13 protein-coding genes and 1 pseudogene are annotated in these 12,628 nt (G+C 56.5%); 5 read left to right on the top strand and 9 right to left on the bottom strand.

The genetic code is table 11. The annotated features are described in order from the left end of the window. The 4 genes from Q1M54_RS08590 to Q1M54_RS08575 all read right to left on the bottom strand — a co-directional run. The coding region (locus Q1M54_RS08590) for an urease subunit alpha (protein WP_300556250.1) at positions 1-1,039 on the bottom strand (1,039 nt) is incomplete at its 3' end. 1 nt (position 1,040) lies between these two features. Further along, positions 1,041-1,370: an urease subunit beta gene (locus tag Q1M54_RS08585; protein WP_300556247.1), complete on the bottom strand. Its 330-nt coding sequence runs from the start codon at positions 1,368-1,370 to the stop codon at positions 1,041-1,043. A gap of 9 nt (positions 1,371-1,379) precedes the next feature. Continuing rightward, positions 1,380-1,559 carry a hypothetical protein gene (locus Q1M54_RS08580; RefSeq protein WP_300556245.1) on the bottom strand — a complete coding sequence of 60 codons (180 nt, stop codon included), beginning with the start codon at positions 1,557-1,559 and terminating at the stop codon, positions 1,380-1,382. Positions 1,560-1,576: 17 nt separating this feature from the next. Further along, on the bottom strand, positions 1,577-1,879 hold the full coding sequence (locus Q1M54_RS08575) for an urease subunit gamma (protein WP_019425908.1): 303 nt from the start codon (positions 1,877-1,879) through the stop codon (positions 1,577-1,579). Between the two features lie 207 nt (positions 1,880-2,086). Here Q1M54_RS08575 and urtA point away from each other — a divergent pair, with 207 nt between their 5' ends. The 5 genes from urtA (at position 2,087) to urtE (ending at position 7,847) form a co-directional block, all read left to right on the top strand. Then, positions 2,087-3,364: an urea ABC transporter substrate-binding protein gene (urtA, locus tag Q1M54_RS08570; RefSeq protein ID WP_026039341.1), complete on the top strand. Its 1,278-nt coding sequence runs from the start codon at positions 2,087-2,089 to the stop codon at positions 3,362-3,364. 142 nt (positions 3,365-3,506) lie between these two features. Beyond that, positions 3,507-5,090 (top strand): urea ABC transporter permease subunit UrtB, encoded by a 1,584-nt coding sequence (urtB, locus tag Q1M54_RS08565; protein ID WP_300556243.1) that lies wholly within the window; start codon positions 3,507-3,509, stop codon positions 5,088-5,090. A gap of 14 nt (positions 5,091-5,104) precedes the next feature. Next, positions 5,105-6,268, top strand: coding sequence for an urea ABC transporter permease subunit UrtC (gene urtC, locus Q1M54_RS08560; RefSeq protein WP_300556254.1), 1,164 nt, complete (start codon positions 5,105-5,107; stop codon positions 6,266-6,268). Then, positions 6,265-7,140 carry an urea ABC transporter ATP-binding protein UrtD gene (gene urtD / locus Q1M54_RS08555; protein ID WP_300556241.1) on the top strand — a complete coding sequence of 292 codons (876 nt, stop codon included), beginning with the start codon at positions 6,265-6,267 and terminating at the stop codon, positions 7,138-7,140. Before urtC ends, urtD begins: the two co-directional genes overlap by 4 nt. 2 nt (positions 7,141-7,142) lie before the next feature. Beyond that, on the top strand, positions 7,143-7,847 hold the full coding sequence (gene urtE, locus Q1M54_RS08550; protein ID WP_300556239.1) for an urea ABC transporter ATP-binding subunit UrtE: 705 nt from the start codon (positions 7,143-7,145) through the stop codon (positions 7,845-7,847). A gap of 162 nt (positions 7,848-8,009) precedes the next feature. Here urtE and Q1M54_RS08545 read toward each other — a convergent pair. The 5 genes and pseudogenes from Q1M54_RS08545 to Q1M54_RS08525 all read right to left on the bottom strand — a co-directional run. After that, positions 8,010-8,210: pseudogene (locus Q1M54_RS08545) on the bottom strand (FGGY family carbohydrate kinase); the annotation flags it as partial. Positions 8,211-8,220: 10 nt separating this feature from the next. Beyond that, a complete protein-coding gene (locus tag Q1M54_RS08540; RefSeq protein WP_300556237.1) occupies positions 8,221-8,754 on the bottom strand; it encodes a TetR/AcrR family transcriptional regulator in 534 nt (177 codons plus the stop codon). A gap of 151 nt (positions 8,755-8,905) precedes the next feature. After that, positions 8,906-10,438 (bottom strand): AMP-binding protein, encoded by a 1,533-nt coding sequence (locus Q1M54_RS08535; protein ID WP_300556235.1) that lies wholly within the window; start codon positions 10,436-10,438, stop codon positions 8,906-8,908. A 14-nt stretch (positions 10,439-10,452) separates the two neighbouring features. Next, the gene (locus Q1M54_RS08530; RefSeq protein WP_300556233.1) at positions 10,453-11,466 is read right to left on the bottom strand and encodes an NAD(P)-dependent alcohol dehydrogenase; all 1,014 of its coding nucleotides are present in this window, start codon (positions 11,464-11,466) and stop codon (positions 10,453-10,455) included. After that, positions 11,467-12,627: an acyl-CoA dehydrogenase family protein gene (locus Q1M54_RS08525; protein ID WP_300556231.1), complete on the bottom strand. Its 1,161-nt coding sequence runs from the start codon at positions 12,625-12,627 to the stop codon at positions 11,467-11,469. Position 12,628 lies beyond the last annotated feature (1 nt).

Raw genomic sequence — 12,628 nt, 5'->3', positions numbered from 1 at the left:
TGGTTTCTTTGCGGATGCGGCTTTCGGCAAAGGCCAGGTCTTCGGCGATGCTGGCATCCAGGTGGTGGCAGACCATCAGCATGTCCACAGGCTCATCCAGCGGGGTGTGGGTGAAGGGCATGGTCGGGTTGGTCGAGCTGGGCAAAAAGTTCGCCTGGCCCACCACCTTCAAGATGTCGGGTGCGTGACCGCCGCCTGCGCCCTCGGTGTGAAAGGCGCACAGGCCCCGGCCACGGGCCGCTTCGATGGTGTTTTCGACATAACCCGATTCATTGAGCGTGTCCGAATGCAGGGCCACCTGAATGTCCGTCTCGTCGGCCACGTCCAGGCAATTGCTGATGGCCGATGGGGTGCTGCCCCAGTCTTCGTGCAGCTTCATGCCAATCACACCTGCGTTGATTTGCTCGTGCAAGGCGGCAGGCAGACTGGCGTTTCCTTTGCCAAAGAAACCCAGGTTCATTGGAAAGGCGTCGGCCGCTTGCAGCATGCGCTCGATGTTGAAGGGGCCAGGTGTGCAGGTGGTCGCAAAGGTGCCGGTGGCCGGGCCCGTGCCGCCGCCCATCATGGTGGTCACGCCGCTGGTCAAGGCCTCGTGGATTTGCTGGGGGCAGATGAAGTGGATGTGGCAGTCGATGCCGCCTGCGGTGACGATCAGGCCTTCGCAGCTGATGATCTCGGTGCCGGGGCCAATGATGATGTCCACGCCCGGTTGTGTGTCGGGGTTGCCTGCTTTGCCGATGGCCGCGATGCGGTTGCCTTTGAGGCCAATGTCGGCTTTGACGATACCCCAATGCTCAATGATGAGGGCGTTGGTGAGCACGCAGTCCATGGCGCCTTCAGCGTTGGTGCGCTGTGACTGCGCCATGCCATCGCGGATGGTTTTGCCGCCACCGAACTTGACCTCTTCACCGTAGCCACCGGCTTGCAAGGTGAAGTCTTTCTCCACTTCAATCACCAGAGCCGTGTCGGCCAGGCGCACGCGATCGCCCACAGTAGGACCAAAGGTTTCGGCATAAGCGCGTTTGTCAATGTGGGCCATGTCAGTTGCCTTGTGTTTTGTGCGCGTCGAGTGCGCCTTGGGTCAGACCCCGAAAGCCGAACACCTTGCGATCGCCCGCATAGTCCACCAGCTCCACCGTGCGTTGCTGGCCCGGCTCAAAGCGCACGGCCATGCCCGATGCGATGTTCAGGCGCATGCCTTGTGCGGCGCTGCGGTCAAAGCGCAAGCCCGCATTGGTCTCGGCAAAGTGGTAATGCGAGCCCACCTGAATCGGACGGTCGCTTGCGTTTTGCACCACCAGGGTGCAGGTGCGGCGGCCCACATTCAGGGCGTGTTGGCCGGGGTCAATCAGAAATTCACCAGGGATCATGGGGCGACCTCACTTGCGGCGGCCGATGACCCAGGCGCCCAATGCCAAGGCAATGACGACCGCAAACCCCAGGACGTCGGTGGCGTGCCAATGGCTGCCCCACAGGCCATGCCCTTCGTGTGCCCAGACGGGGGCATGCAGGCCGGCGAGCGCCAAGGCGGTAGTGACAGAGGATGCAAAGGTTTTCATGTTCGGGCTCTCTCGTTTCAAACAATGGGTTGGTGCACGGTGACCAATTTGGTGCCATCGGGAAAGGTGGCTTCGATCTGGATGTCGGGAATCATCTCGGCGATGCCGTCCATCACATCGGCACGGGTCAACACCGTGCGGCCCTCGCTCATCAGCTGGGCCACGGTTTTGCCATCGCGTGCGCCTTCCATGACGGCAGCGCTGATCAGGGCGATGGCTTCGGGGTAGTTCAGCTTCAGTCCTCTTGCCTTGCGCCGCTCGGCCAGGAGGGCGGCAGTGAAGATCAACAGCTTGTCTTTTTCGCGAGGAGTCAGTTCCATATTGGTGCGTGGTGAGCGTCTTGGTGCATTGAATGACTTGAATCAAGCAAATTACGTGCCCTTTATAGGGGCTTTGAAAAATCCCCTTAGAAACATGCGGTTTTCAGGGTTCTCCCTAGGGTTGGCACGGTGATTGCAATTGAAGGTGAGCGCTGTTTTTCGGTGCGTGTTTGAACAACCTTCTTTCCTGATTGGAGTGATCTCATGATGAATCGACGTGGCAACCTCAAAGCCCTTGCAACTGCCGCCGCCATCGCAGCGGGCAGCTTGACCTTTGCACAACATGTCCAGGCCCAAGCCGGCAACACCATCAAAGTCGGCGTGCTGCACAGCTTGTCGGGCACCATGGCGATTTCCGAGACCGTGCTCAAAGACACCGTGCTCATGGCCATCGACGAGATCAACGCCAAGGGCGGCGTGCTGGGCAAAAAACTCGAGCCCGTGATCGTGGACCCCGCTTCCAACTGGCCTTTGTTCGCCGAGAAAACCAAGCAACTGCTCGGTCAAGACAAGGTCTCGGTCATCTTCGGTTGCTGGACTTCGGTGTCGCGCAAATCGGTGTTGCCGGTGGTCGAAGAAATGAACGGCTTGCTGTTCTATCCCGTGCAATACGAAGGTGAAGAGCTGTCCAAAAACGTGTTCTACACCGGCGCTGCGCCCAACCAGCAGGCGATTCCTGCGGTGGACTATTTGATGAGCAAAGACGGCGGCGGCGCCAAGCGCTGGGTCTTGCTGGGCACCGACTATGTGTACCCCCGCACCACCAACAAAATTTTGCGCGCCTACCTCAAAAGCAAGGGCGTCAAAGACAGCGACATCGACGAGAAATACACCCCGTTTGGCCACAGCGATTACCAAACCATCGTGGCCGACATCAAAAAGTTTTCAGCCGGTGGCAAGACCGCAGTGGTGTCCACCATCAATGGCGACTCCAACGTCCCTTTCTACAAAGAACTGGGCAACGCGGGCCTGAAGGCCAAAGACGTGCCTGTGGTCGCTTTCTCGGTGGGTGAGGAAGAGCTGCGCGGCGTGGACACCAAGCCTTTGGTGGGTCACCTGGCCGCTTGGAACTACTTCATGAGCATCAAGAACCCGGCCAACGACGAGTTCACCAAGAAGTGGGCGGCTTATGCCAAGGCCAAAAACATCGCTGGTCACAAAGACAAGCCGCTCACCAACGACCCGATGGAAGCCACTTACATCGGCATCAACATGTGGAAGCAAGCGGTTGAAAAAGCCAAGTCGACCGACACCGACAAAGTGATTGCGGCCATGGCCGGTCAAACCTTCAAAGCGCCCAGCGGCATCGTGAGCAAGATGGACGAGAAAAACCACCACCTGCACAAGTCGGTGTTCATCGGCGAGATCAAAGCCGACGGCCAGTTCAATGTGGTCTGGAAGACACCCGGCCCCGTCAAAGCCAAGCCATGGAGCCCTTACATCCCGGGCAACGACAAGAAGCCCGACGAGCCTGCCAAGAAGTGATGGCTTGAAAGCGTGAATGTTTGTCGGAGCTCAAGCTCCGACAAACATGATTTTCAAGGAGGTCGGTGGCTTTTCTCCGACTGACGCGTTTGTGGGCGTTGAATCTGTGAGCCAAGCTGGGTCAGACTCAGAGAAGAGCAAGATGAAAAGATGGATGTTGAAAGCGGCGTGGATCGCCAGCGCCTTGTGGGGTCTGACGGCCGCACAAGCCCTGACGATGGACGAAGCCAAACGTATGGCCGTGGGCGACAGCGATGCCCGTGTGGAGGCCATCTCTCAAGCGGTGGCCCAAGGCAGCGACAAAACCGCCGCCTATTTGCAAGCGCTGGCCGATGACGTGGTCAAGATGGCGGGCGATCAAGTGATCGTGGTGCGCGACGGGCAAGGCCTGGACCCCGTCACCGGGCAAGCGGTTGCTGTGCCCCCCGATGCCGAAGATGTGATGCTGAACAACCGCCTGCGTGGTGAGATCGACACGGCCCTGGCGGCCCTGAAGTTGTTCAGCCCCGATGTGAAGCTGCGCAGGCAAGCGGCCTTGGCCCTGCTCAAAGAACCCGATGCCAGCCGCGCCGCACTGCTCGACAAAGCTTTGAAGGCTGAAAAAGACCTCACGGTGCAAAGCCTGGTGCGCCAAGCCCGCGCAGCGGCCCTGTTGAACAGCGAGGTTGCGAATGACCGATTGGGGGCAGCCCGCGAGTTGGCGGGCAGCAAACAACCCGAGACCCTGCTGCTGCTGAACCAGCAACTGACCCAAGAGCAAGACCCTGCGGTCAAAAAACAAATTCAGTCGGCTTTGACCCAAGTGCAAGACAGCCTGCGCTGGGGCGAGCGCTTGGGGGCCATGTTCACCGGGCTCAGCTTGGGCTCGATCTTGTTGTTGGTGGCGCTGGGCCTGGCCATCACCTATGGCCTGATGGGCGTCATCAACATGGCGCATGGCGAGTTGATGATGATCGGCGCCTATGCCACCTATGTGGTGCAGGCGCTGTTTCGCGAGCATTGGCCGGACGTGTTTGACGCCTACCTGTTTGTGGCGATGCCGGTGGCCTTCCTCTCAGCCGCCTTGGTGGGCGCGGTGATGGAGCGCACGGTGCTGCGGCATTTGTATGGTCGCCCGCTAGAGACCTTGCTGGCCACTTGGGGCATCAGCCTGGTGCTGATGCAAGGCGTGCGCAGCCTGTTTGGCGCGCAAAACGTGGGCGTTGAAAACCCCTCGTGGATGAGCGGCTCGCTGCAGCTGCTGCCCAATTTGCAGCTGCCCTGGAACCGGGTGCTGATCATCGTGTTTGCGCTGGCGGTGTTGGTCGGGGTGGCGCTTTTGATCGGCAAAACCCGGCTGGGCTTGTTTGTGCGCGGCGTCACGCAAAACCGGCCCATGGCCTCGTGCATGGGCGTGAACACAGCGCGCATCGACACCTATGCCTTTGCATTGGGTTCGGGCATTGCGGGCCTGGCGGGTTGTGCGCTCAGTCAGGTGGGCAATGTGGGGCCCGATCTGGGCCAAAGCTACATCGTGGACGCGTTCATGGTGGTGGTGCTCGGCGGTGTGGGTCAGCTGGCAGGCACGGTGTATGCAGCGCTGGGCCTGGGCCTGGTCAACAAGTTGCTGGAAGGCTGGACGGGCGCGGTGCTCGCCAAGATTGCCGTGCTGGTGTTCATCATCATCTTCATCCAGAAGCGGCCGCAGGGCATCTTCGCGATGAAGGGTCGTAGCGCTGAAGCGTGAAGAGGACCATGAACATGAAAAAATTTGAACTCCCCATCCCCGCGCCTTTGATGGGGCGCCAAGCCTGGTCGGCGTTTTTATTGGCGCTGATTGTGGTCGGCGTGCTGGCCCCGGTCTTCAACTTGTGGGTGCCCGAGAGCAGCGCCTTTCATTTGAGCGACTACGCCATCGCCTTGATCGGCAAGATCATGTGCTACGCCATCTGCGCGCTGGCCATGGACTTGATCTGGGGCTACACCGGCATCCTGTCCTTGGGCCATGGTTTGTTCTTCGCCTTGGGAGGCTACGTCATGGGCATGTACCTCATGCGCCAGATCGGCCAAGACGGCAATTACAAAAGCGATTTGCCCGACTTCATGGTGTTTCTCGATTGGAAAGAACTGCCTTGGCACTGGATGCTGTCGGACAGCTTTGTGGCCACGCTGGCGCTGGTGGTGTTGGTGCCGGGTGTGATCGCTTTTGTGTTTGGCTACTTTGCCTTTCGCTCGCGCATCAAGGGCGTGTATTTTTCCATCATCACCCAGGCCCTGACCTATGCGGCCATGCTCTTGTTTTTCCGCAACGAAACCGGGCTGGGCGGCAACAACGGCTTTACCGACTTCAAACGCATTCTCGATTTGCCCATTGCCACACCCGGCACGCGCATGACGCTGTTTGTCATCACTGGCCTGACCTTATTGGGTTTTTATCTGTTCTCACGCTGGCTGGTGGGCAGCAAGTACGGACGCGTGTTGATGGCGATTCGTGATGCCGAAACCCGGGTCATGTTCTCAGGCTATTCGCCGCTGCCCTACAAGCTCAGCATCTGGGTCATCTCGGCCGTCATGTGCGGCATTGCCGGGGCTTTGTACGTACCGCAAGTGGGCATCATCAACCCCGGCGAGATGAGCGCGGCCAACTCGATCGAGATCGCGGTGTGGGCGGCGGTGGGCGGGCGCGGCACTTTGATCGGCCCCATCGTCGGGGCGTTTTTGGTCAATGGGGCCAAGAGCTGGCTCACGGTGAGTGCGCCTGAGTTTTGGCTGTACTTTTTGGGTGCGCTGTTCATTGGCGTGACCTTGTACATGCCCCAAGGCGTGGTGGGCCTGGTGCGTAAAGTTTGGCGCAAACGCGAGACCGCGCAAATGCCCACAGAACCCGTGTCGGACGCCCAGGGTCATAAAGGCGGTGCCGCATGACGCCCGATCTGCTGCAAAAAGGCGCTGAGCGCTTGGCCCGCGTGGCCCAACAACGCGTTGAAGCCACTGAGTCTGGCGGCCGCAGCGCTGGCTATGGCCGCGTGGTGCACGACGCCAATCAAGTCGATGTGACCCATGGCCGCATCTTGTATCTGGAAGACGTGAGCGTGAGCTTTGACGGCTTCAAGGCCATCAACAAGCTGTCGTTGGACATCGCGCCCGGCGAACTGCGTTGCATCATCGGCCCCAATGGCGCAGGCAAGACCACGATGATGGACATCATCACTGGCAAAACCCGCCCGGACGAAGGCCGGGTTTTCTTTGGCAGCACCATCGACTTGCTGCGCCACAACGAACCCGTCATCGCGCAGCTGGGCATCGGCCGCAAGTTCCAAAAGCCCACGGTGTTCGAGCATCTGAGCGTGTTTGAAAACCTGGAACTCGCGCTGAAAACCCCCAAGGGCGTGAAAGCTTCGATGTTCTTCAAGCTCGATTCGCGCCAAAGCGACCGCCTGGCCGAAGTGCTGCACACCATCCACTTGGCGGACAGCGTGCGGGTGCAGGCGGGCACGCTCAGCCACGGTCAAAAGCAGTGGCTGGAGATCGGCATGTTGCTCATGCAAGACCCCAAGTTGTTGCTGCTGGACGAGCCCGTGGCTGGCATGACCGATCACGAGACCGAGCGCACCGCCGAGCTGTTCCTTTCGCTCAAAGGCAAGCACTCGCTCATGGTGGTGGAGCACGACATGGGCTTCATCCGCACTATCTCGGACATCGTCACCGTGCTGTGTGACGGCGCGGTGCTGGCCCAAGGCACGCTCGACCAGGTGCAGGCCGACGAGCGGGTGATCGAAGTTTATTTGGGACGCTGAACATGCTGGAAGTTAAGAACATTCATCAGTACTACGGCGGCTCCCACATCCTGCGCGATGTGAGCTTGACAGCCGAACAGGGCCAAGTCACGGTGCTGCTGGGACGTAACGGCGTGGGCAAAACCACGCTGCTCAAATCGCTCATGGGCTTGGTGGCGATCAAGAGCGGCAGCGTGGTGCTGGACGGCAAAGACCTGAGCAATGCCCAACCTTATGAACGCGCCGCAGCGGGTGTGGGCTATGTGCCCCAAGGCCGTGAAATCTTTGCGCGCCTGACGGTCGAAGACAACCTGCGCATGGGCTTGGCCACCCAGCCTGGCAGCACACCCATCTCGCCTGAGTTGTTTGAATTGTTCCCGGTGCTCAAGCAAATGCTGCACCGCCGAGGTGGCGACTTATCGGGCGGCCAGCAACAACAACTGGCCATTGCCCGCGCCTTGGCCGCCAAACCGCGTTTATTGATCCTGGACGAGCCCACCGAAGGCATCCAGCCCAGCATCATCAAAGACATCGGCCGCGTGATCCGCCAGCTGGCCGACGTGGGCCTGCAAGGCCAGCGCATGGCGGTGCTGTTGTGTGAGCAGTACTACGACTTTGCCGAAGAACTGGCCGATCAGTACTTAGTGATGGAGCGTGGCGAAGTCATCGCGCACGGGCCCGGCAGCGAGATGAAGGAGAAGAATATTCAGCAGCTGGTGGCGATTTGAGGAGCCGGATGTTGTAGCGCTGATGGTGTACGTCGGCTAAGCAGGGCGGATTCAACCGGTTGATGCAACGCATTCGCTGAACATCTCAGCGGGCGTATGGAAGCCGAGCGTTTTGCGCGGCCTCTCATTTGATCGTCTTCAAATTGATTTGAAAAACTGATGTGCCACACTCAGTTGACTCTGCCAAATTTCCAGAGCGTCGTGTTCTACCCACCCAGGTTGAGGGTCATGTTGAGTCAATGGCTTCTGTGCCTGAGCCATCACCTCGCCGCCAGGGTTAAAGACCAGCGCCCTGCTGGAACCAGTACCTTGATCGAGCGCAAGAATGAATTGATCAGAGTTGGCCTTGCGGTCTGAGGACATATGCTAGGAATCACCTAATCAACACAGATCTAAAGAAGATGGATGTGAATTGGTCTATTGGCTCCAAACTGCGCATAAGTTTTGACCTCAAGATCGCCCCTTCCCAACCGACCCAGAAAAAACGCGAAAGTGCTTGAGGATCTTGCCCAGGCGCCAGTTCTCCGATATCGATGGCCTCACTCAAGCAGTCTGAAACACGTTTCTCCCAAGACACCAAAACCCCCTCCAGCCGTTCACGAAACTGGGCATCTAGTGCAGCGAGTTCTTGACCAAGATTGCCGATAAGGCAGCCCCTCTTGAAGTCGAACTTCACCATGCCATTTTTTGCATTCACGGTGAAGTTCACTAACCTCTGCAACGGAGGTTGCGAAGTGTCGTCAAAAATCCGATCCATTTTTTTTGCGTAATAAGCTTCGTAGTTATCAATGACTGCGTGTCCAAAATGATCTTTACTTTTAAAGTAATGGTAGAAAGAGCCCTTGGGTACGCCAACGCGCTTGAGCACTTCATCAATACCCGTTATTTGGAACCCGCGTTCGGTCAAGAGTTCAGTTCCGCACCAAACCAAAGCGTTGCGAGTATCTGTGCGTGTGACGGCACGACTGCCGCTTCTGCTCGTGCTCGACGTAACATGACTGGTTTGGTTTTCTGACACGTAGGATTCTCCGGTTGGCATTTGATTTTTTCACAAAGGCTTATTGAGGCCAGTAGCGTTTTTTAACCAATTTTTTATAAAGCTTACCTGTAGGCAAACGAGGTAGCTCCAAGTCGAAATCTATGGATCTCGGACATTTAAAGTCTGCTAATTTTTCGCGACAGAATGCCTGTAGCTCATCTGCTAGAGCGGGGCCAATATCGGATGCGTCAACGGGTTGTATAACAGCTTTAACTTCCTCGCCCCAATCACTATTTGGGACGCCAACAACAGCTGCGTCCATCACTTTAGGGTGTTGCAGCAACACATTTTCAATTTCTTGAGGATAAATATTGACTCCTCCACTGATGATCATGAAGGCTTTTCGGTCTACCAAATAAAGGTAACCCTGATCATCCAAATAGCCAATGTCACCGAGAGTAGTCCAGCCCAAGGCATTGCGTGTTTGTGCGGTGCCAATTAGATCGTTGTGATAAAGAAATTGGGGGCCATCTGAAAAATAAACAGCGCCTGTCTGTCCTACTTCTAAAGGTAGTCCCTCTTCATCACAGATATGCAGCTTACCTTGTGAGGCACGACCCACCGAGCCTTTGTGCTCCAACCACTCAGCAGGTGTGATACTACAAAAACCATTGTTTTCAGTGCCCGCATAATACTCGTGCACGATTGGCCCCCACCATTCAATCATCTTTTCTTTCACATCAACGGGGCAGGGCGCGGCAGCATGAACAGCCATTTTCATGGATGAAAGATCGAATTTTTCGCGGGTCTTTCGATCAAGCTTGAGCAATCGCACAAACATGGTGGGTACCCATTGACTGTGGGTGATGCGGCACCGCTCGATGGTCTGCAAAGCCAGTAGAGCATCAAAGCGCTCCATAACCGTTACGGTTCCACCCATTTTTATCACCGTCATGCTGTGACGCAGTGGCGCTGCATGGTACAAAGGTGCGGTAGAAAGATAATGGCTGTTGACGTCATATCCAAACAATGGCGATAACAACTTTACCAACATAGTGGCTTGCCCCGCATCGGTTTTGGACAATGGCCACAGCACACCTTTGGGGCGCCCCGTCGTCCCCGACGAGTAAAGCATGTCACTGCCTTGCAAAGGTTGCGCAGTGGCAGAGGTGGGTTTTTTCGCGCATTGAGCAATCCAATCCCCGTGCCCACTTTGTGCACCCCTTGCACCCACGCTCATGCACTGCAGCGCCTTAGGTAGCTTGGTGAACAAGTCTGGCTCAATATTCTCCAACGCGGATGAATAAACAAATAAACGTGCACCACAGTCCCGAACGATGTAATCAATTTCGTCCATCGTCAGGCGCGTACTGATGAGCGTGTAATAAACACCACTTCGATCGAAGCCAAAGCAAAGCTCCAGCAATTCACGGCAGTTATTCATCAGCACGGCCACATGGTCACCAGGAAGGAGGCCTAAATCTGAAACCAGGTGGGCAACCTGGTTGGCACGGTCTTCAAGTTGTGCGTAAGTGACTTGCTCACCGCTTTCGCACATCTGAAATGCGACTTTTCCAGAATCAACGCTGACTGGCAGGATAGGAATTAGCATCAGACCCCCATTTTTTAATGGGCAATACAGACTTTGCCGAACTGAGCCCCACTCTTCAAATACGCCATGGCTTCTTTGAGCTCCTCGAATGCAAATACCTTATCGGTGACAGGCTGGATCTGGTGCTGAGCCATAGCGCGTAACATAGCCTCCATTCCATCCCGGTGTCCCACGGTCACGCCTTGAAGCCGCACTTGCCGCGTGATGATGTGGCCCAACGAAGTGTTGACACTGCTTCCCGACAAGATACCAATCATGGCCAAAGTACCACCTGGGCGAATGCAGCGCAGAGATTGAGGGAGTGTTTTTTCACCCCCTAATTCCAGGATCAAATCGTATCCACGCCCCTGTGTGATCTCTCTTGTGGCTTTGGCCCATTCGGGCTGTTCCCGGTAATTGATCACTGCATCTGCTCCCAAGGAAATGGCTCGATTCATTCGCTCTTCGCTCGAGCTGATCACGGTGACATGGGCGCCTAAAATTTTCGCGAACTGCAATGCAAACAAAGCCACACCACCACAACCTTGCACCAAAACCCGATCACCTGCCTTGACATGACCGTAGGTCACCACAGCACTCCAAGCCGTCAATGCGGCGCATGGAAGGCTTGCTGCCTGAATGTCGCTCAGGTAGTCAGGGACCACCACCACGCCATGTTCAGACAGACACATCATCTCAGTCATGGTTCCATCAATTGGCCCGCCAAGAGATTGTGTGAGTCTCTGCAAATCTGGCTCTCCCCCAATCCAGCCCTGAAAGTAAGTCGGACACACGCGATCACCGAGACGAACTCGCGTCACACCTGCACCAACAGCAACGACTTCTCCAACCCCATCAGAGATGGGAATCAAGGGCAATTGCCCGGTATAACTTCCGTAACCACGTTCAGGCACAACAAGGTCGCGGTAGTTGAGTGAAGAGGCTCGCATCCGCACCAACACCTGACCTGCGCTTGCTATCGGCTCCGGACGCTGGGAAAGTTTCAAGTGTTCAATGCCCCACTCCCCTTCAATTTGAAAGACGCGCATTCAGCTTGCTCCTGGTTTGAAACGAAAGTCCTGTGCGACACGTTCAAGCAGCATCGCTGTTGAACCGTCGGCCAAAGAAGCAGCGTGAGCTGCCGTGAGGTGCCTTAGAAAAGCATACTGGTCCAAAAATCCTTCTGCACCCATCGCATGAAGCAGCGAACCCAATTGTGTTTGAGCCATGCTGGTTGAATAAAGTTTGGCCTGCGCCGCAGCGGTTTGGGCTTCGCTGCCCTGATCAATCAGATCGCAGGCCGCGCTCACCAGCAACTCACCAGCTTGTAATGCGGTGGCTGCTTGGGCCACTTGCCATCGCCAACCTTGAAATTGATCCAAAGACTGGCCAAAAGCGGTACGTTTCTGACCATAAACGCGCACATCTGTCAAAGCTTGAGACACCATCGCACAACACATGGCGGCCACATAAGTGCGCGCTCGATTGATCGCACCCATGATGTCGACAAATGCTTTGCCGGGCTCATACAACAGGTGCGAAGCGTCGCAATAGACATTCGTCAGGCGTATTCCACCGATGCCCATACTGGTCAGAGCACTGTTGGTCGACACAGCAACACGCTCGAAGCCGAGGGATTCGGCACGGACAAAAAATGCCGCAATGCCTTTGACACCCGCACCTGCTTGGGTTTGGGCGTAAACCACAACACCGTCAGCGTGCGCGGCGTTGATGATCCAAGTTTTTGAGCCGTTAAGAATCCAGCCATCGCCATGTCGAATGGCCGTGGTTTGAATTTGGCCCAAATCCGATCCAGCATTGGGCTCGGTCAGTGCCGTGCAGGCTACGATGCGCCCACGCATCAAATCACCTGCATAAAGAGGCGACAACACATAGGGTGAAGACTTCACCAACTGCACCGCCACGTTGTGTGAATTCACCAATGCCATGGCCGCACTGAAATCAATTCGCGCCAGCTTTTGCAGCACCTTGACCTTGTCACCAAAAGACAAATCTGATCCACCAAACGCACGAGGAACTTGGAGACTCAACAAGCCAGCGTCTCCAGCGGGCTCAAATAAAGCCTGTCGCTCGAAAAGACCGCGACCCCATTGTGCTGCTTTCAGAACTAGATGGCGCTGTACAAAATGATCTGTTTCTTTGAATACCCTGTCCACAGGTATGGGCCGTCCCTCAGCGTCTGAGATCATT

The sequence above is a fragment of the Limnohabitans sp. Rim8 genome (assembly GCF_943326455.1).
Taxonomy (GTDB): domain Bacteria; phylum Pseudomonadota; class Gammaproteobacteria; order Burkholderiales; family Burkholderiaceae_C; genus Limnohabitans_A.
The sequence above is the reverse complement of the archived record's forward strand: the minus strand, read 5'-3'. Positions and strand labels throughout refer to the sequence as shown.